Raw genomic sequence first — 26,255 nt, 5'->3', positions numbered from 1 at the left:
TTCACCATCATGAGCAGCACCACCCCCCTCCTGGACGTCAGCGGCCTGACCAAACACTTCCCGATCAGGGGCGGCTTCCCGATCCGGCGTACGGTCGGTGCCGTGCAGGCGGTCGACGGCCTCGACTTCCAGGTCGGTGAGGGCGAGAGTCTGGGCCTGGTCGGCGAGTCCGGCTGTGGCAAGTCGACGACGGGCCGGCTGATCACCCGGCTCCTGGAGCCGACCGGCGGCAAAGTCACCTACCGCGGCCAGGACATCACCCACGCGGGCCGCAAGGCGCTCGCGCCGATCCGGTCCGAGATCCAGATGATCTTCCAGGACCCGTATGCCTCGCTGAACCCGCGCCAGACGGTCGGCAAGATCGTGTCCGGGCCGATGGAGATCAACGACATCAACCCAGCCGGCGGTCGCGAGGCCCGTGTCCGTGAGTTGCTGGAGATCGTCGGCCTGAACCCGGAGCACTACAACCGCTTCCCGCACGAGTTCTCCGGGGGCCAGCGCCAACGCATCGGTGTCGCCCGCGCGTTGGCCCTGGAACCGAAGCTGATCGTCGCGGACGAACCGGTCTCCGCCCTGGACGTCTCGATCCAGGCCCAGGTAGTGAACCTGTTGCAGAAGGTCCAGAAGGAACTCGGCATCGCGTTCGTGTTCATCGCCCACGACCTGGCGATCGTCCGGCACTTCTCACAGCGGGTCGCGGTAATGTACCTGGGCAAGATCGTGGAGATCGCCGACCGCGACGACCTGTACGGCAACCCGCGCCACCCCTATACGCGGGCCCTGTTGTCCGCCGTGCCCGAGGCCACGGTGGACGAGACGCCTGCACGGGAGCGCATCCGGCTGGTCGGTGACGTGCCGTCGCCGATCAACCCGCCCACCGGCTGCCGCTTCCGCACCCGCTGCTGGAAGGCGACGGAGAAGTGCGCGGCGGAAGCCCCACCGCTGGTGCAGGTCGAGGGCAACAAGCCCGGCCACCTGACCGCATGCCACTACCCCGAGACGGCGGACACCGTTCCGGCACCCCGTCTCTCCAAAGACCCCGAGGCGGCGGCCTGACACACCCCTTTAGTCAGCCGCCCCCTTCAGGAACGGACTTTCACCGGCCCATTGACCCGAGCCCATGAACGTCCGGTTCCAGGGGACGAAGGTCCGCGCCCACCCAGGCGCGGGCCTTCGCCATTCCCTGGGGCTCAGTCCGACTCTCCCCGCTCCACGCAGAATTCATTGCCCTCGGGATCGGCGAGAACGACCCAGCCACCGCCGTCCGGCCGAGTGTGGTCGGCGATTTTCGTGGCGCCCAACCGCAGCGCCCGCTCGACCTCCTGGCTGCGGGTCCGGCCCTGCGGCTGCAGGTCCAGGTGGATGCGGTTCTTGGCCGCCTTGGACTCGGGTACGCGCACGAAGAGCAGCGTCGGGCCACCGGCCGGGTCTGCGATCACCGCCTCCGGATCGCCGGGCTTGTCGTCGTCGGCCAGCGGGCGCCCCAGCAACTCGCTCCAGAACAAGCCGAGTTCGTAGGGATCGCCGGTGCAGTCGAAGGTGAGGGTGCGGATGGTGGGGTTCAAGGCGCAACTTTCGTCGGCGGAAGGCGTGTCGGTTCCTGTCATCGCGGCGAGCATCCCGGAGGGTGGCGGCGATGTCGACCGGTTATCGGACCGCCGTGGCGAGGGCGTCCGGGCCAGTCTCCTTGCATTCAGCGGCAGTTCGGAAGTCTGCAAGAAATGAACGAGCCCCCTGTCCAGCCTCTCCCCGTGTGACAAACTGCCGCGGTGGTTGATCGTTCGTTCGCGGATCTTTCGCTCGCCGCGCTGTACGACACCCTCAACCCTTGGGGGCCCGGCGACGACTTCTATCTCGGGCTGGTGATGTCCGCCGGCGCCGTGCTCGATATCGGGTGCGGTACCGGGCGATTGCTCGGGCGGGCCCGGCGGGAGGGGCATCGTGGGCGGCTCATGGGCCTCGATCCCGCCGCCGCGATGCTTGTGCAGGCGCGGGCTCATGAACCCGGGGTCGAGTGGGTGCTCGGGGATCTACGGACACGGGAGTGGCGCGGCGAGTTCGATCTCGCCGTCATGACCGGGCATGCCTTCCAAGTACTGCTCGGCGACGAGGAGTTGCGCCTCGCCCTGCGCGCCGTACGCGCCGCCCTCGCGCCCGGCGGGCAGTTCGTGTTCGAGACGCGGAATCCGGGGGCCCGGGCGTGGGAGACGTGGACGCCGGACGGGGTGCGGGAGGTCTCCGACGGGCGGGGTGGGGTCGTACGCGTGTGGCACGAGGTGGAGTCCGTGACGGTGGGTAGGGGTGGGGGTGGGGGTGCGAGTGGGGGCCGGGAGTATGTGACGTTCACCGAGACCTTCGGAGGGGCTCGTTGGGAACGGCCGCAGGTCGACCGGACCACCCTGCGGTTCCTCGGCACCGACACCCTGGACTGCTTCCTTCGCGAGGCCGGGTTTGCCGTGGTCGAGAGGTACGGCGACTGGGGGCGTGAGCCGTTCGCCTTCTCTGCCAGCCCTGAGATCATCACCGTGGCGGAGACTGTGGGGCGATGCAGCTGAGGCGTTTCCGAAGTGGCCGTTGGGCCACTCGCTTCCTTGCCAGTGTCGGGCTTCCACGGTCCGCGTCAAGGGCGCTCCCTGCGGTCGCGTCGGCTACGCCGATTCCGCTGCGCTCCACCCTTGACCCGGCCCGCTCCAGCCCGTTGGAGAAGCGAGCGAGCGGCCCGGAAGAACGGGGGCCCGGGCCTGTATCCCCTTGCCTGAGCTGCGTCCCGGACCGGTGCGGCGGGGGCGCGCTCGCGTCTCGCCGGCACGCCGGGCCGTCTCAGCGGCCAACGCCCGGTGGGGGGGTCTCAGAAGCTGGGTCCCAGACTAACCGCTCACATGTCACGTGAATAGTTAGAAATGACCCCAGCCTCCAGAGGGTAGGGGTACGGAGCCAGCTGCAAAGTAAGCCCCAGGGAGCGGTCATGGGCCATGGGCAGGTGCGGGCCACCAGCCAGAGCGACACCCCGCCGCTCCCCGTCAGCCGTCACCCACCCACGCCCACCGCTAGGTAAGTCCGGACCGGGGGTTGGCCGCTGAGCCTGCCCGGCGTGCAGGCGAGACGCGAGCGCGCCCCCGCCACCCCGGCCCGCAGCACAGCCCACCCCACGGGACACCTGCCTGGCCACCCATCCCTCCGGGCCGCCCGCTCGCTTCTCCACCGGGATTGCGTGAGACGAGTCAAGGGTGGAGCGCAGCGGAATCGGCGCAGCCGACGCGCAGCGCAGCGGAGCGCCCTTTACTCGGCTCACGCAATCCCGACACTGACAAAGAAGCGGGCGGCCCAACGCCCACTTCTCCATGCCGTCGAGATGGCCGACCCCTACTCCTCCAGCGCCGCCAACCCCGGGTCCAGCACGATGTCCTCGTCCCTGGCCTCGATCGTCGGTTCCTCCGGGAAGTGGCAGGCCGTCAGGTGGCCCGAGAGGTTGCCGGAGATCTGGATCAGGGGCGGTTCCTCAGTCGCGCACTTGTCCTGGGCCTTCCAGCAGCGGGTACGGAAGCGGCAGCCGGAGGGGGGAGAGATCGGGGAGGGGACGTCGCCGGCGAGGCGGATGCGTTCGCGGCCCACCGTTTCGTCGTCGCGCAGGTTCACCTCGGGCACAGCGGACAGCAAGGCGTGTGTGTACGGGTGCCGGGGGCGGGTGTAGATGGAGTCGCGATCGCCCACCTCGATGATCTTGCCGAGGTACATCACCGCGAGCCGGTGCGAGAAGTGCCGTACCACTGCCAGGTCGTGGGCAATGAAGAGGAACGCGATGCCGAGTTCCTTCTGGACCTTCTGCAACAGGTTCACTACCTGGGCCTGGATCGAGACGTCCAGGGCGGAGACCGGTTCGTCCGCGACGATCAGCTTCGGTTCCAGGGCCAACGCGCGGGCGACACCGATGCGTTGGCGCTGGCCCCCGGAGAACTCGTGCGGGAAGCGGTTGTAGTGCTCCGGGTTCAGGCCGACGATCTCCAGCAACTCACGGACACGGGCCTCGCGACCGCCGGCCGGGTTGATGTCATTGATCTCCATCGGGCCCGAGATGATCTTGCCGACCGTCTGGCGCGGGTTCAGCGAGGCGTACGGGTCCTGGAAGATCATCTGGATCTCGGAGCGGATCGGGGCCAGCTGCTTGCGGGAGGCGTGTGAGATGTCCTGGCCGCGGTAGGTGATTCTGCCCGCGCTCGGCTCCAGCAGGCGGGTGATCAGCCGGCCCGTCGTCGACTTACCGCAGCCCGACTCGCCCACCAGGCCGAAGCTCTCCCCCACGTGCACGGTCAGGTCGATGCCGTCGACGGCCTGGACCGCGCCCACCGTACGGCGGATCGGGAAACCGCCCTTCACCGGGAAGTGTTTGGTCAGGCCCTGCACCACCAGGAGCGGGTCCCGGGAGTCTTCCGGGGCCGTGTCGCGCGGGGCGGGCAGGACGAGGTCCTCTGTCATGACGTCTCCTCCTAGCCCAGTCGGGGCTTGATCTCTTCGATGAAGATGGACCGCTTCTGGTCAGCCGTGAGGTGGCATGCCGAGGCGCGGTCGGGGGCGAGCAGCGGGCGTTCGGTGACGCACCGGGTGCCACCGACCCGGTCCTGGAAGGTGCAGCGGGGGTGGAAGCGGCAGCCCGACGGGGGGTTGAGGAGCGAGGGCGGGGCGCCGGGGATGGGGGCCAGCGACTCGCCCAGGTCCGAGTCCAGGCGGGGCATGGAATTCAACAGGCCCCAGGTGTAGGGGTGTTGGGGGGAGCGGAGGACTTCGTTCGTCGTGCCGCGTTCCACCGCGCTGCCCGCGTACATCACCATGATGTCGTCGGCCATGTCGGCGATCACGCCCAGGTCGTGGGTGATGAAGATGATCCCGGAGCCGAACTCCTGCTGGAGGTCCTTCAGGAGGTCGAGGATCTGGGCCTGGACCGTGACGTCGAGGGCCGTTGTCGGCTCGTCGGCGATCAGCAGGTCCGGGTCGCAGATCAGCGCCATCGCGATCATCGCGCGTTGGCGCATACCGCCGGAGAACTGGTGCGGGTAGTCCTTCGCCCGTTCCTTGGGGTTGGGGATGCCGACCTTGCCGAGCATCTCCACCGCGCGCGCCCACGCCACCTTCTTCGAGGCGCCCATGTGCTTCATGTACGGCTCGGCGATCTGGCGGCCCACCGTGTAGTACGGGGAGAGGGCGGTCAGCGGGTCCTGGAAGATCATGGCGACCTTGTTGCCGCGCAGCTTCTCCAGGTCCGACTCGCGGGCCGTGGTCAACTCCTGGCCGTCGAGCAGGATCTCGCCCTCGACGGTGGTGAACATCGGGTTGTGCAGGCCGAGGATCGTCAGGTTGGTGACCGACTTGCCGGAGCCCGACTCCCCCACGATGCCGAGGGTCTTGCCGCGTTCGACGTCGAAGGAGAGACCGTCGACGGCGCGCACGATGCCGTCCTCGGTCTTGAAGCTGACGTGCAGGTCCCGCACGGAGAGAAAGGCACCCGCGTCGGCCGGCGAGGGAGCTCCGGCTTCCTTGGTCAATGTGGTCACGAGTGCTCCTAGGCCAGCCGCACGCGCGGGTCGATGAAGGCGTAGCAGGCGTCGACGATGATGTTGCACAGCAGGATCATGGAGGCGGAGAAGATCATCACGCCCAGCAGCAGCGGCAGATCGCTGAACTGCACGGACTCCACCGCGAGTCGGCCGAGGCCGGGCAGTCCGAAGGTGTACTCCGTGATGATGGCACCGCCCAGCAGCGCACCGAGGTCGATACCGAAGATGGTGACGATCGGGATGAGCGAGCCGCGCCAGGCGTAGCGGAAGAAGACGTACTTGCGGGACATTCCCTTGGCGCGGGCGGTACGTACGTGCTCCTCCTGGAGCTGCTCGATCATCGACGAGCGCGCCATACGGGTGTACTGCGAGGCGAAGATCGTGGACAGCACCACCCACGGGATGATCAGCCCGGTGAACCAGGTGACCGGATTCGCGGTGAAGTTGTTGTACGCGGGCTTGGCGAAGATGTGCGACTGGTAGACGAGGGCGGCGAGGGCCAGCGGTCCGAGGAAGTAGATCTGCAGCGAACTGATCACCATGGATCCGGCGGTGACCGTCTTGTCCAGCAGTGTTCCGCGCTTCCACGCGGCGACCATTCCGGTGCCAAGACCGGCGATCAGGAAGACCACCGCGGCACCGAGAGTCAGCGAGAGCGTGGTGGGCAGGCGGTCCATCATCGTGGCCCAGACCTGGTCGTTGGTGTGGTACGAGTACCCGAAGCAGGGGGCGGGGCAGGGCCCTTGGGCGAACTGGTTGCTGCCGAAGAGCAGGTTGTGCAGGAAGATCCCGTACTGCTCGGGGATCGACTTGTCGAGGCCGAGCACATGGTGGATGTTCGCGAGGCTCTGCGGGTTGCACGTCTTGCCGCACATCAGCAGCGCCGGGTCACGCGGCATCCCGAAGAACAGCAGGAACGTCACGATGCTCAGCAGGAACAGGATGACAATGGCACCGAGGATCCGGCGGACGAGGAAGCGCAGCATGCGAGGGGCTTTCTGACGTCGGCGGGCCGGGCGGTACCCGGTGCGCTGCCGCTCTGGGCGGACTCACGCACCGGGTACCGGTCGGACAGGTGGGGTTACTTGATGTACAGACGACGCGGGTCGATGCCGCCGATCACGTCGTCGTAGACGAGGCCGCCGACCTTGGAGCCGGCGATCTGGACCTGCTTGTAGTAGATGGTCGGGACGGCGTTGACGACGTCCTTGGCCAGGTACTGGTCGATCTTCTCCCACGCGGCAGCCGACTTGACCGGGTCGGTGATCTTGTTGGCGGCGTCGATGTCCGCGTTCACCTTGGGGTCGTTGATGTGCGAGTAGTTGGGCGAGCCGTCGGCGACCGCGCGGCCGTCGAACAGCGGCGGGATCACGGTCGAGGCGGACGGCCAGTCGGCGCCCCACGCGGAGTGGTAGATGTCGTAGGTGTTGTTGACCTTGCCGATCTGGTCGTAGAACGTCTCGGCGGGGATGTCCTGGCGCTGGACGTTGAAGCCGGCCTTGTCCAGTGCGGCGGCGATGGCGGCGGAGTACTGCTGGCCCTCAGGGGTGTTGATGTAGCCGTAGGTCAGCTTCATGCCGAGCTTGCCGGCCTTCTTCAGCAGCGCCTTGGCCTTGACCGCGTCACCGCCGGGGTTCTTCTTCTTGCCCCACGGGTCGAAGGAGGCGTCGTAGCCGCTGACGGTCGGGCTGATGAAGCCGCCGGCGACCTCCGCGGCGGAGCTGCCGCCGAACGCGCGGACCATCGGGGTGATCGGCAGGGCGTAGGCGATGGCCTCACGGACCGCCTTGTCCTTGAGCGCCGCGTGCGACTGGTTGATGTTGACCTGGCCGACGTAGGGCTGGTAGCCGGCGACCGTGCGGGCCTTGACGGCCGCGTCGCCGCCGAGGACCGCGGAGATGTTGCCCGCGTCCACCGAGTTGTTGAAGCTGATGCCGGTCTGGTCGGCGCCGGTGTTGGCGAGGAGCGACTTGGTGGAGTCCTCGTACTGGACGTTGAACGTGAAGTTCATCTGGTCCACGTACTGGCTGCGGATCGGGTCCGTCGTCGCGTCCCAGTTGGGGTTCTTGACCAGCACCATCGACTTGCCGGACTTGAACGACTGGATCTTGTACGGGCCGGTCGTCAGCGGGGACTTGTCGTACTTCTCCTTGGTGTCACCCTTGGCGGAGACGACGTCGTAGCCCGCCATGGCCAGCGCGTACGGCAGGTCGGGGTGTGCCGTCTTGAAGTGGAAGATGACGGTTTTGGCGTCGGGCGTCTCGAGAACGCTGCTCGGCAGGTGCTTGCCCTTGTAGGGGCCGTCCGGCAGCAGCGAACGGTAGTCGGAGCCCGAGGTGTCGGCCATCCACTGCTGTATGTAGGTGGGGCCCTGGTTGATGAACGACGCGAAGAGCCGCTCGAAGGTCTGCCGGAAGTCCGCGGACGTGATCGGCGTCCCGTCGGAGAACTTGATGCCGTCCTTGAGCGTGTACTTCCAGGTCTTGCCGCCGTCCGTAGTGGTGCCGGAGTCGGTGGCGAGGTCGCCGACGACCTCGTGCTTGCTGCCGTCGTTGCTGGTCGCCTTGTAGCCGGTGAGACCTCTGTGGATCAGCGTGGCGAGTGAGCCCTCGTCCGAGACATAGATCTGCCCGGGATCCAGGTGTGCGTACGAGTCCCGCTGCAGCACTTCGAGGGTGCCGCCCTTCTTGGCGCCCGGCACGGCCGTGGCCGGACCCTGGGAGTCCGCCGCGCCACCGAACTTGATGGACGCCTGCTGCCGCTTGGCGTTCTGCTCGTCCTTCTTCTGGTTGTCGCTGGCATTGCTGCCGCCCTTGCTGCAGCCGGAGAGCACGAGTGCCCCCGCCGCCAGCACCGACAGTGCGGCGTATGTACGGCGTCCGCCCCTACTCATCACTGAAGTCTCCACCCATCTGTGTGTCGCCTTATGCGAAGAAATGGCTGTGCGTATCCGGGCGAGGACGCCCACGAACTCTCGGTCAGCGAGCCGTCTTGGGATCGAAGGCGTCCCGGACCGAGTCCCCGAGCAGGTTGAACGCAACGACGAAGATGACCATCGAGACGCCGGGGAAGAACATGTAGGTGATGTCGTTCTGCAGCACGAGCTCGGTCGACGCTTTGGAGAACATCTGTCCCCAGTCGGGCGTGGGCTCGACAATGCCGACACCGAGGAACGACAGGCCCGCCTCGATCGTGACGAAACTGGGGAGCATGTACGTGGTCTGCACCAGCAGCGGGGTCACCACGTTCGGCAGGATCTCCTTGCGGATGATCCGCCAGGGCGAGGCACCGCTCACCTTCGCCGCCTCGATGAACTCCCGCTCCCGCAGGGCGAGTGTCGTGCCGCGCAGGATGCGCGCGAGGCTCATCCAGCCGAGCACCCACTGCACGACGATCAGCGCGACCACGCGCACATACGTCGGCGTCTCGTCCCGGGGGCTGACGAACAGCGAGACCACGACGGGCATGCTGGCGATGAAGAACAGCTGTGAGGGGAAGGCGAGCAGGAAGTCGATGAACCGGCCGATGGCGTAGTCGGTCTTGCCACCGAGGTAGCCCGCCGTGATGCCGAGCAGGATGCCGGTCACGACCACCGCGAGGGTGACGGCCACGGAGATCGTCAGTGAGGTCCGGATGCCGTAGATCAGCTTGGTGAACACGTCGTAGCCGTTGCCCGGTTCGAGTCCGAACCAGAAGTCGCTGCTGATACCGCCGTTGGGCTGCACCGGCACACCCGCGCTGTCGAAGAGCTCCGGGCGCTCGTCGGCGTAGATGGTGTAGGGGTCCTTACCGTACAACTTCGAGATCAGCGGCGCCGCCGCCGCGATGACGAAGAAGAAGAGCACGACGAACGCCGAGAAGACGCCGGTGCGGTCGCGCTTGAAGCGGATCCACATCAGCTGGCCGGGCGACCGGCCCTCCAGCTTCTTCACCTCGGGTTCGGTCTGCGGCCCTGGTTCGCCGTCGACGACGACCGAGGTTCCGCCGTCCTCAATGTCGATAGGACTTGTCACTGTTCGCCCATTTCACAGGTGTGGGTGTGCCGAGCGGGCGATCCGCGCAGGGTGTGCGCGGATCACCGGCCGGATCTAGGAGAGAGGTTCGGAGCGCCCGGGTGTGGCGGGAGATCCCGCAGCCGGACGCGCGTAGTTGAACGGCGGCACTGAGCCGCCGGCCGACTCCTTCAGAGCCAATCTCCGTATGGGCGAGCGAAGTTGCTACTGACGGACGGCGTGTCCCACCTGGCGTTCGTGACACCACGCATGGGGCTCCTCCTCATGACTCCACGTGTTCACCAACAGGAGGGGGTCCACGTCTTCCCTCCGTCACCCCTGACGGAGGATCAGACACCCCCTGGTGCTCGCGAGTCGGCGCCGTCCCCACGGCGCGGTGACCCATTGACCCGAGCGTTACGCGGCTAACTATCTGCCATGTGCCAGGTGCCGACCACTGTCTTTAAATCTCAATTCAGTCACAGCTGACACGTACATCTTCCAAAACATGGACAAACTGTTCGACGAGAGAAGGCCACGAAACGGACTTGTTACATGGGTATCGGGCGAGGATCTCCGCATTACGGACACACCGCCCCAGGGGGCGGGGCCCCGCGGGCTCAAAACCAGTTGCAAAAAGCCCGGGTGCCCCCAAGACGGGGGCACCCGGGCTCAGTTGGCCGGTATCAGCGCCTCAGATCGCGGCGCATTGCATGCATCAGCCGTGCTTGGCGCGGCTCGCGGAGCGACCGCGCTCCTTCTGGTCGAGGACGACCTTGCGGATGCGAACGGACTCCGGGGTCACCTCGACGCACTCGTCGTCGCGGCAGAACTCCAGGGACTGCTCCAGGGAGAGCTTGCGCGGCGGCACGATCGCCTCGAACGAGTCGGCGGCGGCCGAGCGCATGTTGGTGAGCTTCTTCTCCTTGGTGATGTTCACGTCCATGTCGTCGGCGCGCGAGTTCTCGCCGACGATCATGCCCTCGTACACCTCGGTGCCGGGGTCGGTGAACAGCACACCGCGCTCCTGGAGGTTCGTCATCGCGAACGCGGTGACGGCGCCCGCACGGTCGGCCACCAGCGAACCGTTGTTCCGGGTCGTCAGCACGCCGAACCACGGCTCGTGGCCCTCGTGGATGGAGTGGGCGATGCCCGTGCCGCGCGTACCGGTCAGGAACTCGGTACGGAAGCCGATGAGACCGCGGGACGGGACGACGAACTCCAGGCGGACCCAGCCCGAGCCGTGGTTGGACATGTTGTCCATCCGGCCCTTGCGGACACCCATGAGCTGTGTGACCGCGCCCATGTGCTCCTCGGGCACGTCGATCGTCATGCGCTCGACCGGCTCGTGCACCTTGCCGTCGATGATCTGCGTGACGACCTGCGGCTTGCCGATGGTCAGCTCGAAGCCCTCGCGGCGCATCTGCTCGACCAGGATGGCCAGCGCCAGCTCACCGCGGCCCTGCACCTCCCAGGCGTCGGGACGCTCGGTGTCGAGGACGCGCAGCGAGACGTTACCGATCAGCTCGCGGTCCAGGCGGTCCTTGACCTGACGGGCGGTGACCTTGCGGTCCTTGACCGCGGCCTTCGCGGTGGCGCCCTTGCCGGTGCCGCCGCGGCCGACCAGCGGCGAGGTGTTCGTACCGATGGTCATGGAGATCGCCGGCTCGTCGACCGTGATGAGCGGCAGCGCGATCGGGTTCTCCGGGTCGGCGAGGGTCTCGCCGATCATGATGTCCGGGATACCGGCGACCGCGCAGATGTCACCCGGGCCCGCCATCTCGGCCGGCTTGCGGGTGAGCGCCTCGGTCATCAGCAGCTCGGTGATGCGCACGTTGGACATGGTGCCGTCGCGCTTGATCCACGTGACGGTCTGGCCCTTGCGCAGCTCGCCCTGCTCGACGCGGAGCAGCGCGATACGGCCGAGGAAGTTGTCCGCGTCCAGGTTGGTGACGTGCGCCTGGAGCGGGGCGGCCTCGTCGTACTCGGGGGCCGGGACGTGCGACAGGATCGTGGAGAAGAAGGGCTCCAGGCTGTCGCTGTCCTGCGGGACGGTGCCGTTCTCGGGCTTGGTCAGCGAGGCCACACCGTCGCGTGCACACGCGTAGACGATGGGGAACTCGATCTGCTCCTCGTCCGCGTCCAGGTCCAGGAACAGGTCGTACGTCTCGTTGACGACCTCGTCGATCCGGGAGTCCGGGCGGTCCGTCTTGTTGATGCAGAGGATGACGGGCAGGCGCTGCTGGAGCGCCTTGCGGAGCACGAAACGGGTCTGGGGCAGCGGGCCCTCGGAGGCGTCGACGAGCAGCACCACCGCGTCCACCATCGACAGACCGCGCTCGACCTCGCCACCGAAGTCGGCGTGGCCCGGGGTGTCGATGATGTTGATGGTGATGACGTCGCCGCCATCCTTGGGGTGGTACTTGACGGCCGTGTTCTTGGCCAGGATCGTGATGCCCTTCTCACGCTCCAGATCGTTCGAGTCCATCATGCGGTCGTCGAGCGACTCGGCGGCGTGCGCGGCGAAGGCACCGGCCTGCTTCAGCATGGCGTCGACGAGGGTCGTCTTCCCGTGGTCGACGTGGGCGACGATGGCGACGTTGCGGATGTCGTGGCGCGTGGCCATATTGCGGCGTACTCCCGGAGAGTGAGGAAGGCCTGCGCGTACGTCTGTGTTACGCGGACCCTGCCGGGCTGGACACGCCACGGCCTTACCCCATCGTACGTGGCGTACGGGGAAGGGGCCTCCGCAGGGCCTTACGGGCGGGAGCGGGAGGGGTCAGGCGGGCTCCCGCGCGGGCGTTCCGGCCGGGCACAGCCGCAGTCCCGCGGTGCGCCCCGCTTCGTCGTCGGAGGGCTGGGAGCAGGGCAGGAACCCCACCCCGGCCGTCTCCCAGGTCAGCACATGGCCCCGCACAACCCACCCCCGTACGACAACCGCCGCCCCGCAAGTCGCTGCGGGACGGCGGCCGTGCTCGTGATGTCCGGGTGATGTCAATCCCTAGTCCTTGGTCGGGCTCGCCGACGGATGCGCCCCCTTCTTCAGGAAGCCCATGTCCTCGTACACCGGCGTCTGGAAGCCGAAGGAGCCGGCGTTGACGATCGTCCTGCGGGCGGCGGTGAGCTGGGGGCGCTGGTAGAGGGGGATGGAGCCGGCCGCCGCCCAGATGCGGGCGTCGGCCTTGCGGACGAGGGCGGCGGACTCGTCCTCGTCGAGGGTCGAGGCGGCCTGGTCGAAGAGCTGGTCGACCTGGTCGGTGCCGACGCGGGTGTAGTTCTGCTCGACGTTCAGGGAGCCGTCCGCGGCCGGGACCGGCTTGGCGAAGATCGGGCGGGCGTCGGTGGCGGGGAAGGCGGACGCGGGCCAGGAGTAGAGGGCGAGGTCGTACTGGCCGGACGCGATGTGGTCCTTGAAGTAGCTGTCGTCGGAGACCTTGGTGATCTCGGTGCGGATGCCGACCTTCTCCAGCATCCGGGAGATGCTGTCGGCGACCGCGCGCAGCGACTCCGAGCCGGTCCCGGAGGGGAGCACGAAGCGGAGGGTGAGCGGCTTGCCGTCCTTGGCGAGCGTCCCGGTCTTCGCGCCGGCGGGGGCGGCCGTGCCCTTGGGGGCGTACGCGCCGGGGGCCCCGCCCTGCTTCACCTTGCGGCCGTCGTACTGCTTGCCGTCGGCGAGGTGCTTGGAGCCCTCGTCGCCGCCGTGCCCGGAAGCCTTGTCGTGCTTCTCGGTGTGGTCGCGGGGGTCCTTGTTGTCCTCGCCGACGATGTACTGCCCGTCGGAGCCGCCCTCGGACTCGGACTCGCCGTCGGCCTTCCCGCTCTTCCTGCCCTCGGAGCCGGCCGCCTTGTCGCCCTTGTCCTTGACCGGTCCGCCGGGCACCCATCCGGCGTCGGCGAGCAGCGCCTGCGCCTCCGCGGTGTCGTGGTCGCCGAGGGCGCCGCTGTTGTCGGCGTACGCGGCCTGGCCGGAGAGGGCGAGGTGGCTGCCGACCGGCATGGCGGGCAGGCCCAGCGGGGTGAGGACGACCTTGGCGAGCGCCTCCCGGTCGAGCGCGCGGGCCACGGCACGCCGGACGCGTTCGTCGGCGAGGGGGCCTTCGGAGCCGTTGAGGGCGAGCTGGGTGTAGGCGGGCTCGAAGGAGCGGCGGACGGTGAAGGCGCGCAGCGCGTCCTGCTGGCGCAGGTAGGCGGCGAGCGCCTTGCGGGCCTTCTTGCCGAGCTTCTTCTTCTCCTTCGGGCTCTCGTTCTTGCTCTCGTCCCCGGCGGTGGGGCTCGCGCTCGCGCCCTGGAGCGGGGTGCCGGTGCCCTTCGCGCGTCCCGCGAGGGCGATGCGGCTCGCGTCGGCGGGGTCGATCTCGGCCAGGTCGACTGTGCCGTCGGCGAGCGCGGCGGCCCGCTTGTCCAGGGGTACGGCGTGCAGCACGATCTCGGAGAGCTTCGCGGGCCTGCCCCACCAGTGCGGGTTGCGGGCGAGGACGATCTCCTTGTCCTTGCGGTCGATCTTCCGCACCCCGAAGGCGCCGGCGGTGACCTTCAGTTTGCGGCGGGCGCCGTCGTTGAAGGCGTCCGGGGTGCCCATGACGTCCTTGGGGTACAGCGGCGAGAACAAGGACTTCCAGTCGGCGTACGGCCTGCTGAAGGTGACCTTGACCTCCAGGTTGCTGGCGCCGCGCTCGATCTTCTCGATGCGGTCGTAGCCGGCGTTGCGCGCGGTCCAGTACGCGGAGTCCTTGCCGGACAGGGCGCGCCACTGGGCGGCGAAGTCGGCGGCGCCGATCTCGCGGCCGTCGCTCCACACGGCCTGCTGGTCGAGCTTGTAGAGGACGACCTGCTTGGGCGAGGTGTCGACGACCTTCGCGGACTCCAGGAAGTCGGCGTCGCGCTGCGGCCGGCCCTGGGCGTCGAGCCGGAACATGGCGGGCAGGACGGCCTGGGCGACGCGGGTGGTGGTGTCGTCGGCGTCCGACTGGAACGTGTTGAGGGTCTCCGGTACGTCGTCGACGGCCCAGTTCAGGGTGCCGCCGTCGGCGACCAGGGCACGGCCGACCGGGGCGATGTCCTGTCCGGCGAGCGGCTTGCCCGACTCGTCGTCGGAACCGCACGCCGCGAGGGTGGGCACCGCGAGCGCGCCCGCGGTGAGGAAGGCGACCGAGCGCATGACCGCGCGCAGTCTGACGCCGTCGTGGGACATCACTGCTACCTCCGGTAAGCCGCGGGGCTTCTGATCACTTTTGGCGGTATATGGAGCTGATCAGATCTTTGCGGCCACTGAAGAGGAAACGGTTCGGCCAGGAAGGGCGACACGGCGAGGGGCGCCGGGAAGCCCACCCGTGCGGCGCAATGTTCGAATCTGCCCCCGTACACACCAACGCACCCCGGCCAATCCGTGCACACCGCTTCCCACCGGGAGGTGTGGCGCGCAACACTCGCAGGCGCATGAACGTTGCCGTCCAGGGCCGACGCCCGCGGAAGTGAGGTCACGTCATGTCCGTGCACGACGAACTGACGTCAGTCCAGCGCTGTCTCGACGACCTGTTCAGGTCGGTGGGGCGGCTGGAGAACCAATTCGGCAGCGGCGGCCTGGAGATGCGCAGGGTCAAGGCCGACGCCGACCGGCTGCGCGAGAGCGTCGCACTGCTGCGCGACGCCGCACCAGGGATCGAGCGCCCCCGGCGCCCCGATCTCGTCTCCATCCCCGACACCCCCTACGACAACACGCTGTGGACGGACTCGGACGACGAAGGACTCGGCGCCCGCGACCGCCACGCACCCTGAACCGACCGGAGTCCTGACTTGGCCACTGGTACGGAACCCCATCCGAACAGCGGCGGCGTACACACCGGTACGCGCGCCGCCATCGACGCCCCGCATCTGCGGACCGACCGCTGGTGGCTGGCCCCGGCCGGCACCGCCGCCGGACTGCTGGCCTTCGTCGTCTATTCGACGTGGCGGGCCTTCGCGGACTCGAACTACTACTCGGCGCCGTACGTCTCGCCGTTCTACTCGCCCTGTCTGGCCGAGCGGTGCAGCACCATGCACGCGGGCCCGAACGCCGATCTCTTCGGGAGCTGGTGGGGCATCTCGCCCGCCATCATCATCCTGATCTTCCCGCTCGGCTTCCGCCTGACCTGCTACTACTACCGCAAGGCCTACTACCGCGGCTTCTGGGCCTCGCCCCCGGCCTGCGCGGTGGCCGAGCCGCACAAGAAGTACACCGGCGAGACCCGCTTCCCGCTGATCCTGCAGAACGTCCACCGGTACTTCTTCTACGCGGCGCTCCTGGTGGCGGGCACGCTGACCTACGACACCGTGCTGACCTTCCGCGACGAGCACTACCACTGGGGCCACATGGGCCTCGGCACCCTCGTCTTCGTGGCCAACATCGTGCTGATCTGGGCGTACACCCTCTCCTGCCACTCCTGCCGGCACATCGTCGGCGGCAAGCTCAAGCACTTCTCCAAGCATCCCGTGCGCTACAAGGCGTGGAAGTTCGTGGGGCAGCTGAACAACCGTCATATGCAGCTCGCCTGGGCATCGTTGATCAGCGTGGCCGCCGCCGACTTCTACGTGTACCTGGTCGCCTCTGGAGCCTTCAATGATCCGCGCTTCTTTTAGATTGGCAGGGGCCTTCTGATGTCCGTGGTCGAGCGACAGGAGTGGGACGTCGTCGTGGTCGGTGCCGGTGGCGCCGGCCTGCGCGCCGCCATCGAGGCGCGCGAGCGCGGTGCCCGTACGGCGGTGATCTGCAAGTCGCTGTTCGGCAAGGCCCACACGGTGATGGCCGAGGGCGGCATCGCGGCGGCGATGGCCAACGTCAACGAGCACGACAACTGGCAGGTCCACTTCCGCGACACCCTGCGCGGCGGCAAGTTCCTCAACCAGTGGCGCATGTCCGAGCTGCACGCGAAGGAAGCCCCGGACCGGGTCTGGGAGTTGGAGACCTGGGGCGCCCTCTTCGACCGCACGAAGGACGGCAAGATCTCCCAGCGCAACTTCGGCGGCCACGAGTACCCGCGCCTGGCGCACGTCGGCGACCGTACGGGACTCGAACTGATCCGCACGCTCCAGCAGAAGATCGTGTCGCTCCAGCAGGAGGACAAGAAGGAGACCGGCGACTACGAGTCCCGCCTGAAGGTCTATCAGGAGTGCACCGTCACAAGGGTGTTGAAGGACGGGAGCCGGGTCTCGGGGGTCTTCGCCTACGAGCGCGAGACGGGTCGTTTCCTGGTCCTCGAAGCGCCCTCCGTGGTGATCGCGACCGGCGGCATCGGCAAGTCCTTCAAGGTGACGTCCAACTCGTGGGAGTACACGGGCGACGGCCACGCGCTGGCGCTGCTCGCCGGGGCGCCGCTGCTCAACATGGAGTTCGTGCAGTTCCACCCGACGGGCATGGTCTGGCCGCCCTCCGTGAAGGGCATCCTGGTCACGGAGTCGGTGCGCGGCGACGGCGGAGTGCTGCGCAACTCCGAGGGCAAACGCTTCATGTTCGACTACGTCCCCGACGTCTTCAAGGAGAAGTACGCCGAGTCGGAGGCGGAGGGCGACCGCTGGTACGAGGACCCGGACCACAACCGCCGTCCCCCCGAACTGCTCCCCCGCGACGAGGTCGCCCGCGCCATCAACTCCGAGGTGAAGGCGGGCCGCGGCTCACCGCACGGCGGGGTCTTCCTGGACGTGTCGACGCGTATGCCGGCGGAGGTGATCCGGCGCCGACTCCCGTCCATGTACCACCAGTTCAAGGAGCTGGCCGACGTCGACATCACCGCGGAGGCGATGGAGGTCGGGCCGACCTGTCACTACGTGATGGGCGGCATCGCGGTCGAGTCGGACACGGCGGCGGCACGCGGGGTACCGGGGCTGTTCGCGGCCGGTGAGGTGGCCGGCGGCATGCACGGATCGAACCGGCTGGGCGGCAACTCCCTCTCCGACCTGCTGGTGTTCGGCCGCCGGGCGGGCTGGCACGCGGCGGACCACGCGGCCGACCTCGCGGACAGCCGCCCGCTGGTCGACGACACCGAGGTGGACCTGGCGGCGGCGGAGGCACTGCGCCCCTTCTCGGCGGAGGGCCCCGAACCCGGCAAGGAGAACGGGCGTCCACCCGAGAACCCGTACACCCTCCACCAGGAACTCCAGCAGACCATGAACGACCTCGTCGGCATCATCCGCCGCGAGGGCGAGATGGAGCAGGCGCTGGAGAAACTGGCCGACCTGCGGGTACGGGCACGGCGGGCGGGAGTTGAGGGCCACCGGCAGTTCAACCCGGGCTGGCACCTCGCGCTCGACCTCCGGAACATGCTGCTGGTCAGCGAGTGCGTGGCGCGGGCCGCGCTGGAGCGCACCGAGTCGCGCGGCGGGCACACCCGCGAGGACCACCCCGGCATGAACCGCGACTGGCGCCGCGTCAACCTGATCTGCCAACTCACCGACCCGACAGGCGGGTTGGGGGCCACGGACCCGGTGGCCGCCCAGATCGGCCTGACCCGCGAGACCACCGACCCCATCCGCGCCGACCTGCTCGCCCTCTTCGAGAAGGAAGAGCTGGTCAAGTACCTCGCCGAAGAGGAGCTGTACGAGTGAGCAGCTACGAGGCCCGCTTCAAGGTGTGGCGGGGGGACGTCAAGGGCGGCGGCCTGGAGGACTTCGAGGTCGAGGTCAACGACGGCGAGGTGATCCTCGACATCATCCACCGCATCCAGGCCACCCAGGCCTCCGACCTCGCCGTGCGCTGGAACTGCAAGGCGGGCAAGTGCGGTTCGTGCTCGGCGGAGATCAACGGGCGCCCGCGGCTGATGTGCATGACCCGCATGTCGGTGTTCACCCGCGAGGAGACGATCACGGTCACGCCCTTGCGTGCCTTCCCCGTCGTACGGGACCTGGTGACCGACGTCGGCTTCAACTACCAGAAGGCCAGGGAGGTTCCGGCGTTCGTGCCGCCGGAGGGTGTGGGTCTTGGCGAGTACCGGATGATGCAGGAGGACGTCGACCGCTCGCAGGAGTTCCGCAAGTGCATCGAGTGCTTCCTGTGCCAGGACACCTGCCATGTCGTCCGCGACCACGAGGAGAACAAGACGGCGTTCGCCGGTCCCCGATTCCTCATGCGGGTCGCGGAGTTGGACATGCACCCGTTGGACGCGGCCGCCGAGACCGGCCTGGACCGGAAGAAGACCGCCCAGGACGAACACGGCCTCGGCTACTGCAACATCACCAAGTGCTGCACCGAGGTGTGCCCCGAGGGCATCCACATCACGGACAACGCGCTGATTCCCTTGAAGGAACGGGCGGTTGACCGCAAGTACGACCCGCTGGTGTGGCTGGGGTCGAAGATCAGGAGGCGGTCTTCAGAAGGCTGAGCGCCTCACCGAGGTGGTGCTCGGCGATGCCCCGCATGAACTCCGGGTCGTGGAAGGCGCCCACGTCGAGGAGGCGCAGGGGGCCCGCCACCAGGGAGAGGTGCGACGCCAGGCGGTAGAGGCGGAGCCGGTCCTCGTCCAGGCCCTCGGGGCGCAGGGCCGCGTAGTGGTGGCCGAAGCGCAGCTGGAGGAAGACGTGCTCCCATTCGACGTCGAAGTACATCAGGCCCTCGATGTCGATGAGGGCGAGGTCGCCGTCGGGGGTCACGCGGACGTGGTCGGGGCCGAGTTCGCCGTGGATGAGGGTGGCGGGTCCGGTACGGGGGCGTACCCGGGCGGCCAAGGCCCTTATCTCGGCGGCCAGTTGGGGGTGTGCGGCGGCGGCTCGTGGATCGCGTGCCGGTAGCTCGTCGAGGTCACTCAGGGCGCGTGCGACAACGAGTTGCTCACATGAACTCCCGTACGAGGAACCGCCGTTGTCGACCAGCGCGACCTTCCCGAAGCGCGGGCCCGTACAGGAGTGGAGGGTGGCGAGCAGGGCCGCCATCCGCTCCAGCGCCTCCGGTACGGCGGCCGGGTCGCCGTCCAGCAGATCCTCCAGGGTGCCGCCGGGGAGGTCCTCGACGAGCGCCGCGTCCGCCGGGAGGTGGGTGTGCGTGGGGTCGGCGTGGAGGAGCCGGGGCGCGCGGACACCGGCTGCGGCGAGGCGGTCGGCCGCCGCGGTGAAGAGGGTGAGGCCGGAGGCGTGGGAGAAGGGGTCACGGGGGTCGCCGGGGCCGGCGTCCCAGAGGTCCTCTTCGGGCGACCAGACGTAGGCGACGGCGGTCGGCACAGGACCGTCGTCGAAGGTGAGGCGGTAGACGCCCTTCTTCGAGCCGCCCAGGATGCGGGTGACCGCCGTCGGGGTGCGGTTGAGGGCGGCGCGGGCCAAAGGGGTCAGGTCGGCGCGGGTGAGGGGTTCGCGGGTGGCGGTCATCGGACTGCGGGGCGCTGCGCACGCCATTGCAGTGCACAGCCGAGGACGATCAGGGCGAGCGCCGTCGCTGCGCCCGCGTCGCCCACGGCCAGGGAACCCGCCCACCAGCGCAGGGAGATCCCCGTCGCCATGCCCAGCGCGAAGACCAGCTGCCCGTATCCCCACAACTCCGGCCGTACGACCCGGCCTTGCAGCGTCGGCAGCATCCGGCCGGTCGTCACCGCGACGACTCCGCTCACGGCCACCAGCAGACAGGCCATCGCGGCCAGCCCCGTCCACACCATCGTCCACCCCCGTCAGACGTGGCAGATCATCGCACCCCGAGCCGTGAACAGCACTGTGTTTTCACGGAACTTGAACGCGGGCTCAGTGCACCCAGTCCTCCCGGTACGCCGTCCAGTCCGCCTCCGTCGCCGCGAAGTCGACGTACAGGGCGACACCGAAGTTCGTACGGTGCGCGTCCGTACGGGACAGGCCGAGGCGCACGCCGCGTACGGCGGCGGGGACGGTCTCGGCGGCGCCTCGGTGGCCGAAGCGGTTCTCGTGGAAGAAGGGCAGGCCCATGAGGAGGCCGGTGGAGTCCGGGGTGACCTCCAGGGCGAGCGAGGTCTGCTGGGCGACGTAGCCGCCGTAGACGCTCTGCAAGGGCTGCATCGTGTCGTACGACATGACGGCGATCTGGTCGACGCGGCGGGCGACCTGGCCGAAGTACGCCTGCGACCACCACTTGGGGTGGTTGGTGAGGGTGCCCCAGAAGGAGTGGAAGGCGGGGAGCGGGTCGATCTGGTGGGCGGCGACGGAGAGGAGGGCGTGGTGGGCCTGCGTCACCTCGTGGAGTCTGTCGAGGAGGTCTAGGTAGTCGGCGTCGCCGGAGTGGAGGGGTTCCAGGTCGAAGTGGGCGCCCTCGAAGCCGGCGGCGAGGATCTGACGGGTCGAGGCGACGATCGCGGTGCGGGTCGCCGCGGGTCGCAGGCGCAGGCCGTCGGGGGTCTCGGTGGCGAGCTTGTCACCCAGCCAGGCCTGGACCCTCACGCCGGGGAGTTCCCGGTGCACCGACTCGATCAGCCAGGCCGCCTTGGGGTAGTCCGACTCCGGGAGGGTGCCGTCGTGCTCCAGGGGGCCCGAATGGACGTACAGGTCGCGGATACCGGTGCCTTTGATACGGCGGGCCAGTGCGGTCACGTCCACGTCGCTCTTACGACCGTCCACCCAGGCGTGGCCGAGCCAGATCGCGTCCCGGTTCCTGGTGTGCGTGCCGTCGGAGGGGTCGCCGGTGTAGTTCACGCGGAGGGCGATCTCGGCGGCGAGGGTGGGGAGGAGCAGCGCGAGGACAAGGCCCAGGGCGCTACGGCGGGCCCACCGGACCCACTTCTTTTTCCCACCCGCACCACCCGTACTACTTTCGTCGCCGGGTGCGGGTGGCCCCTGTGGGGGCACAGCACCGTCGGCGGCCGCGGGCGGATCGGTCGCCGCAGGCACGCCGGTCACCTCAGGCACGCCGGTCACCTCAGGCACGCCGGTCACCTCAGGCACGCCGGTCACCTCAGGCACGCCGGTCGCTCCGCTTCCGCCTCGCTTCCCAGTATCCGATCCGCTCGGCTCAGCTCCGGCCTCCGGTAGCGGCGCCGCATTCCTCTCCCTCTCCCTCTCCCTCTTCCCCTCCCCCTCCCCCACGCCCGCGTCCGTTCCTGCCCCCGTCTCCGTACCTCCCGTGTTCCCCATCCCCGCCTCTCCCCTCCCCGTAGCCGTACACGTCGCACCTCACCCGTCCCCCGCTGCCACCCTCGCCCCGTCCCGGTCGCGCGCCCGCATTCCTGCTCATACGCTCCGAAATGTGACGTCATCCTTGATACGGGGCCGGCCGCGGCGCGGGGCCTCTCACATATCCGTGCGGGTGGCGCATGCCGTGGTCGGCGGGGCGGCCGGGGTCGTGTGGCTGGTGTTGCCGGTGATGACGATCAACGCGGAGGTTCCGGTTGCGGCCGCCCGGGGTGGGCCCGTCGCCGCCGAGCACGGCGAGCGGGGTGCCGAGGGGTCGACGTCCGCCGCCGATCTCGTGCTGCCGCTCGTCGCCGTCGGCGGGGTGGGGGTACTCGCGGGGTACGGGTACGTACGCCGTACCCGTAGGGCCCGTACCCGTACGACTCCCGGTGTGGTGTCGCCCCAGCCCCCCGTGACCCCGCTCCCCGTACTGGAACGGCAGGCCGGTGCCTCCCTCGTCCAGGCCGACGCCTGCATACGCACCAGCCGGGAGGAACTCGCCTTCGCCGGGGCCCGGTTCGGGGCGACCGCCGTCGAACCGTTCGTGCGGGCCCTGCGGGAGGCCGAGCGCGAACTGTCCGCCGCGTTCGCGATACGCCTGCGCTACGGCCAAGGGGTCCCGGAGGAGGAGACCGCCCGGCGCCAGGCCCTCGCCGGGATCGTCGGACGGTGTGCCGAGGCCGGGCGGCGACTGGACGCGGAGGCACCCGGGTTCGATCAACTCCGGGCGTTGGAGCGGGAGATCGGCCCCGCGCTGGAGGTCGCGGAGGGGCGGTTCCGCGAACTCGCCGGCCGTACCGGCGCCGTAGAAGCCACCCTCGCCGACCTGAACACGCGCTACCCGGCGACCACGGCCACGACCGCGACCACCACCACGTCAGTGACCGGATACGTCGAACAGGCCAAGGACCGGCTCGTGTTCGCGACCACTCATCTCAACCGGTCCCGCCAGGCGGCCGACTTGGGACACACCGACACGGCGATACGCGACCTCCGCGCCGCCGAGGGCGCCATCAGCCAGGCCGACACCTTCCTGACCGCTGTCGACCGGCTCGCCCATGCCCTCGCCGCCGCCGCCGAGTTGGTCCCGGCCGCGCTCACCGGCGCGGAGGCGGAGATCGCGAGAGCGGTACCGCCCGGGACCCCCGGGCCGGCGGCCGACGCCGACGCCGCCCTCGCCGCCGTACGAGAGGAACTGACCGGCGACGGCCCCTACGACCCCCTCGCCGCCCTGCGCCGCATCGTGCGGGCCATGTCGCCGCTGGGCGCCGGGCGGGACGGTGTGCTCGGTGCCGCCGCGTGGCTCGTCGGGCGGGGTGACGTCCGCGCGGCGGGCGGCTTCGTCGCGACGCACGGGGGCGCGGTGGGCGCGGACGCCCGCACCCGGCTCGCCGAGGCGGAGCGACTGCTCGATACCGATCCTCCCGATCCCGCCGCGGCCGACGTACTCGCCCTGGAGGCCCGGGAGTTGGCCGAGCAGGACGTCCGCGTGCACGGGAACCCGTACGCCGGCGCCGCCGAGCACACGAGCGGGGTCGGCGGGGCCGTCCTCGGCGGGGTCCTCCTCGGCGAGGACCCGGACGGCGGACCGCCGGTCGCCTTCGGCGGGCCGGACACCCGGAAACGGCGCGGCCTTCCACCGCCGGACCCGGAAACCACCGGAACAGCCTGACCAGCACGTCCGCGGACCCGGAACCACCGGAACAGCCTGACCAACACCTCCGCGGACCCGGAAACCATCAGAACAGCCTGACCAGCACCTCCGCGGACCCGGACCCCATGGGAAGAGCCCGACCAGCAGCTCGCCGGCCCCCGAACCCGCCAGGACAGGCCGCGCAGCGCCCCACCGGCCCCTCCCCGAACCCGCCAGAACAGGCCGCGCAGCGCCCCACACCAGCCCCTCCCCCGAACCCGTCAGAACAGACTCAGCAACGCCTCCGCCGGATCCACCATCCCGTTCTCCCCGTCCGGCAGCGGGAGTTCGAACCACACCGTCTTGCCTCGGGGTGTGCGGCGGGAGCCCCAGGCCGCTGAGAGGAGGCCGACGAGTTGGAGGCCCCGGCCGCCCTCGTCCGTGTCGCGGGCGCGGCGGCGGCGGGGCTGGACCAGGCCCGCGTCCCAGACCTCGCACACCAGGGTGCGGTCCAGCAGCAGCCTCAGCCTGATCTCGTCCTCGCCGTAGCGCAGGGCGTTCGTCACCAGTTCGCTGACCAGCAACTCGGCCGTGTCGACGAGGGGTTCGAGGCCCCAGGACTGGAGTCGGGCGCGCGCGTACTCGCGGGCGCGGCCCACGCTGCGGGGTTCGCGGGGCAGGGTCCAGTCGCCGACCGAGTCGGCGGGCAGGCCCTGGACGCGTGCCATGAGGAGGGCGATGTCGTCCTCGCCGTGGTGGGTGTCGAGGGTGTTGAGGACGTGGTCGCAGACGTCCTCCAGGTCGCGGTGGGTCTCGGCGTTCAGTGCCGCCGTGGTGGGCGGGTGGCCGTCGGACGAGAGGCTGGCCGGGTCGGTGAGGGCGCCCACGAAGGCCTGGAGGCCCTCGTCGAGGGGGTGGTCGCGGGATTCGACCAGTCCGTCCGTGTAGAGCGCCAGCAGCGCGCCTTCGGGCAGTTCGACCTCCACCTCCTCGAAGGGCTCGCCGCCGACGCCGAGCGGCATGCCCGGCGGGACGTCGAGCATCAGGGCCGCCTCGCCCGGTTCCACCAGGACCGGCGGGAGATGGCCCGCGTTGGCGAAGGTGCAGCGCCTGGTCACCGAGTCGTAGACCGCGTAGATGCAGGTCGCGAGGTACACCTCGGAGAGGTCGGCCTCGCGGGGGCGGCGAGCGGCGCGGGTGGCCTGCTGGACCCCGCCCGGGGTGCCGAGGCCGCGGGCGATCTCGTCCAACGCGGAGAGGACTTCGGCGGGTTCCAGATCCAGCAGCGCCAATGTCCGTACCGCCGTGCGGAGTTCGCCCATCGCCACCGCCGCGCGCAGCCCGCGGCCCATGACGTCTCCGACGACCAAGGCCGTGCGGTGGCCGGGGAGTTCGATGACGTCGAACCAGTCGCCGCCGACCTCCGTCGCCGCGTTCCCCGGCAGGTAGCGGCAGGCGATGTCGAGGCCGGAGGCCTCCGGGTCGCCGGGCGGGAGGAGCGACCGTTGCAGTATCAACGCCCGCTCGTGCTCGCGCCGGTACAGGCGCGCGTTGTCGATACAGACGGCGGCCCGCGCCGCCAGCTCCACCGCCAGGTCCCGGTCCCGGTCGCCGAACGGCTCGCTGCCCTTCGTACGGGCGAACTGCACCAGTCCTACGACCGTGTCGTGGGCGACCATCGGGACGGCCAGCGTGGACTGGACGGGGCCGCCCTCCTCGGCGGGGACGTACTGCGGGCGGGCGGTGCGCAGGGCGTCCGCGCAGGGCGAGTTGAAGGGGTAGTGGTGGACCGCGCCGACCGTGACGGGTGCGCCGCCGCCGGCGAAGGGGGCGTCGGAGACGGCGCTGGCGAAGGCCACCCGGCGCAGTTCGGCGCTGCCGTCGGAACGGCCCGGCGGGGTCTCGTCGCCGGCCAGGAGGCCCTGGTAGAGGTCGACGGTCGCGAGGTCGCAGAAGCCGGGGACGACGACGTCGAGGAGTTCGCGGGCCGTGGTCTCCAGGTCGAGGGAGTTCCCGATGCGGGCGCCGGCCTCGTTCAGAAGGGCGAGATTGCGCCGCGCGGAGGCGGCCTCGCGGGCGGCGGCGCGGCGGGCGGTGACGTCGGTGCCGAGCCAGGCGATGCCGATGGGCCGGCCGCTGCCGCTGTGCACGCGATAGAGGTTGATGGACCAGTGGCGGCGCTCCTCGGAGCCCGGCACGAGCCCGGTGACGTGCATGTCCGTGATGGAGTTGCCGGTCTCCAGGACGCGGCGCAGGGTCGCGCTGACCCGCTCGGCCTCGGGGCTCTGCAGATAGTCCTGGACGCCCCGGCCGCGGTGGTCGTCGGGGGTGCCGCCGAAGGTGTTGGCGATCTGCTGGTTGGCGCGCCTGACCCGCAGGTCGGGGTCGATCAGCAGGAACCCGAACGGAGATTGACCGAATATCGCCTGCGAGGCGGCGAGATCGGTCTCGATGCGACGCAGGATGCGGACGTCGACAACGATGCAGACGGCGGCCCGCTCGCCCTCCTCGGTCCGGGTCGGCATCACATAGACCTCGGCGAGTCCCTCCTTGACCGGCTCGCCCTCCGCGGTCTCCGCCACCCGGAAGGGGACCACTCCGGTCCACTCCCGGCCGTCCAGGATCTCGGCCATCTTCCGCTGGCCCCGCTCATGCAGTTCGGGGTCGACGAACGCCTCGATGGGATCCATGCCCACCGCACGCTCCGTGGGGATGCCGAAGAGCTGCTCGGCCCGGAGACTCCACTGGTCGACGAGCCCGTCGGGGCCGATGGAGAAGGAGGCGACCTTGATGTAGTCGTAGATCGAGCCGGGTGGACTGCTCTGCCACATGGCGTCGCCCACGGACATCGCGTCGCCCTCGGACATGCCGTCGGCGACCCGCAGGGCGTCGGCGGGCACGTCGGCGAAACCCGCGGCCTCAGCCCTCGCGCCGCCCGACGGGTCCTCGGACTCCGTGGCCTTCGCTGGTATCCCGCTCACGCGAACCGTCCCC

The 26,255-nt window shown here is 69.4% G+C and carries 20 protein-coding genes; 7 read left to right on the top strand and 13 right to left on the bottom strand.

Annotated features, from left to right (window positions below):
- Positions 1-9 precede the first annotated feature (9 nt).
- On the top strand, positions 10-1,056 hold the full coding sequence (locus ACIQBL_RS03680; protein ID WP_401936313.1) for an ABC transporter ATP-binding protein: 1,047 nt from the start codon (positions 10-12) through the stop codon (positions 1,054-1,056).
- Positions 1,057-1,190: 134 nt separating this feature from the next.
- Here ACIQBL_RS03680 and ACIQBL_RS03675 read toward each other — a convergent pair whose 3' ends face one another.
- Positions 1,191-1,565 (bottom strand): VOC family protein, encoded by a 375-nt coding sequence (locus ACIQBL_RS03675; RefSeq protein WP_401936311.1) that lies wholly within the window; start codon positions 1,563-1,565, stop codon positions 1,191-1,193.
- 204 nt (positions 1,566-1,769) lie between these two features.
- Here ACIQBL_RS03675 and ACIQBL_RS03670 point away from each other — a divergent pair, with 204 nt between their 5' ends.
- A complete protein-coding gene (locus ACIQBL_RS03670; RefSeq protein ID WP_401936308.1) occupies positions 1,770-2,555 on the top strand; it encodes a class I SAM-dependent methyltransferase in 786 nt (261 codons plus the stop codon).
- A gap of 808 nt (positions 2,556-3,363) precedes the next feature.
- On the opposite strand, the gene ACIQBL_RS03665 is transcribed toward ACIQBL_RS03670, so the two are convergent.
- The 8 genes from ACIQBL_RS03665 to ACIQBL_RS03630 all read right to left on the bottom strand — a co-directional run bounded on the left by ACIQBL_RS03665 (position 3,364) and on the right by ACIQBL_RS03630 (position 14,732).
- Positions 3,364-4,473, bottom strand: a complete 1,110-nt coding sequence (locus ACIQBL_RS03665) for an ABC transporter ATP-binding protein (protein WP_401936307.1) — start codon at positions 4,471-4,473, stop codon at positions 3,364-3,366.
- 11 nt (positions 4,474-4,484) lie between these two features.
- Complete coding sequence (locus tag ACIQBL_RS03660) at positions 4,485-5,546, bottom strand: ABC transporter ATP-binding protein (protein ID WP_401936304.1); 1,062 nt, start codon at positions 5,544-5,546, stop codon at positions 4,485-4,487.
- 8 nt (positions 5,547-5,554) lie between these two features.
- Positions 5,555-6,535, bottom strand: a complete 981-nt coding sequence (locus ACIQBL_RS03655; protein WP_401936301.1) for an ABC transporter permease — start codon at positions 6,533-6,535, stop codon at positions 5,555-5,557.
- A 95-nt stretch (positions 6,536-6,630) separates the two neighbouring features.
- The gene (locus ACIQBL_RS03650) at positions 6,631-8,442 is read right to left on the bottom strand and encodes an ABC transporter substrate-binding protein (RefSeq protein ID WP_401936298.1); all 1,812 of its coding nucleotides are present in this window, start codon (positions 8,440-8,442) and stop codon (positions 6,631-6,633) included.
- An 85-nt stretch (positions 8,443-8,527) separates the two neighbouring features.
- Positions 8,528-9,562, bottom strand: coding sequence for an ABC transporter permease (locus ACIQBL_RS03645; RefSeq protein WP_401936296.1), 1,035 nt, complete (start codon positions 9,560-9,562; stop codon positions 8,528-8,530).
- 697 nt (positions 9,563-10,259) lie between these two features.
- A complete protein-coding gene (gene typA / locus ACIQBL_RS03640) occupies positions 10,260-12,167 on the bottom strand; it encodes a translational GTPase TypA (RefSeq protein ID WP_401936293.1) in 1,908 nt (635 codons plus the stop codon).
- Positions 12,168-12,320: 153 nt separating this feature from the next.
- Positions 12,321-12,458 carry a hypothetical protein gene (locus ACIQBL_RS03635; protein ID WP_401936290.1) on the bottom strand — a complete coding sequence of 46 codons (138 nt, stop codon included), beginning with the start codon at positions 12,456-12,458 and terminating at the stop codon, positions 12,321-12,323.
- Positions 12,459-12,542: 84 nt separating this feature from the next.
- Positions 12,543-14,732, bottom strand: coding sequence for an ABC transporter family substrate-binding protein (locus ACIQBL_RS03630; protein ID WP_401936288.1), 2,190 nt, complete (start codon positions 14,730-14,732; stop codon positions 12,543-12,545).
- Between the two features lie 293 nt (positions 14,733-15,025).
- Here ACIQBL_RS03630 and ACIQBL_RS03625 point away from each other — a divergent pair, with 293 nt between their 5' ends.
- From ACIQBL_RS03625 to ACIQBL_RS03610, 4 genes are read left to right on the top strand one after another with little or no spacing between them, the layout of a single operon-like run.
- Entirely contained in the window at positions 15,026-15,316 is a 291-nt protein-coding gene (locus ACIQBL_RS03625; RefSeq protein WP_401936287.1) for a hypothetical protein, read from the top strand.
- An 18-nt stretch (positions 15,317-15,334) separates the two neighbouring features.
- Complete coding sequence (locus ACIQBL_RS03620; protein WP_401936284.1) at positions 15,335-16,156, top strand: hypothetical protein; 822 nt, start codon at positions 15,335-15,337, stop codon at positions 16,154-16,156.
- Positions 16,157-16,174: 18 nt separating this feature from the next.
- Positions 16,175-18,118 (top strand): fumarate reductase/succinate dehydrogenase flavoprotein subunit, encoded by a 1,944-nt coding sequence (locus ACIQBL_RS03615; RefSeq protein ID WP_401936281.1) that lies wholly within the window; start codon positions 16,175-16,177, stop codon positions 18,116-18,118.
- Positions 18,115-18,891, top strand: coding sequence for a succinate dehydrogenase/fumarate reductase iron-sulfur subunit (locus ACIQBL_RS03610; RefSeq protein ID WP_401936279.1), 777 nt, complete (start codon positions 18,115-18,117; stop codon positions 18,889-18,891). Before ACIQBL_RS03615 ends, ACIQBL_RS03610 begins: the two co-directional genes overlap by 4 nt.
- Here the strand turns inward: ACIQBL_RS03610 and ACIQBL_RS03605 are convergent.
- From ACIQBL_RS03605 to ACIQBL_RS03595, 3 genes are all read right to left on the bottom strand, one after another.
- Positions 18,866-19,867 (bottom strand): phosphotransferase family protein, encoded by a 1,002-nt coding sequence (locus ACIQBL_RS03605; RefSeq protein ID WP_401936276.1) that lies wholly within the window; start codon positions 19,865-19,867, stop codon positions 18,866-18,868. The two genes, ACIQBL_RS03610 and ACIQBL_RS03605, sit on opposite strands and share 26 nt — an antisense overlap.
- Complete coding sequence (locus ACIQBL_RS03600; RefSeq protein ID WP_401936274.1) at positions 19,864-20,151, bottom strand: hypothetical protein; 288 nt, start codon at positions 20,149-20,151, stop codon at positions 19,864-19,866. Before ACIQBL_RS03600 ends, ACIQBL_RS03605 begins: the two co-directional genes overlap by 4 nt.
- A gap of 82 nt (positions 20,152-20,233) precedes the next feature.
- A complete protein-coding gene (locus ACIQBL_RS03595) occupies positions 20,234-21,373 on the bottom strand; it encodes a hypothetical protein (RefSeq protein WP_401937037.1) in 1,140 nt (379 codons plus the stop codon).
- Positions 21,374-21,818: 445 nt separating this feature from the next.
- Between ACIQBL_RS03595 and ACIQBL_RS03590 the strand changes: the two genes are divergently transcribed.
- Entirely contained in the window at positions 21,819-23,300 is a 1,482-nt protein-coding gene (locus ACIQBL_RS03590; protein WP_401937035.1) for a hypothetical protein, read from the top strand.
- A gap of 242 nt (positions 23,301-23,542) precedes the next feature.
- Here ACIQBL_RS03590 and ACIQBL_RS03585 read toward each other — a convergent pair whose 3' ends face one another.
- On the bottom strand, positions 23,543-26,242 hold the full coding sequence (locus ACIQBL_RS03585; protein ID WP_401936271.1) for a SpoIIE family protein phosphatase: 2,700 nt from the start codon (positions 26,240-26,242) through the stop codon (positions 23,543-23,545).
- Positions 26,243-26,255: the final 13 nt, after the last annotated feature.

It is taken from the genome of Streptomyces sp. NPDC088350, assembly GCF_044753545.1.
GTDB lineage: Bacteria > Actinomycetota > Actinomycetes > Streptomycetales > Streptomycetaceae > Streptomyces.
Note: the sequence above shows the minus strand (reverse complement) of the source record. Positions and strands in the feature narration are given on the sequence as shown.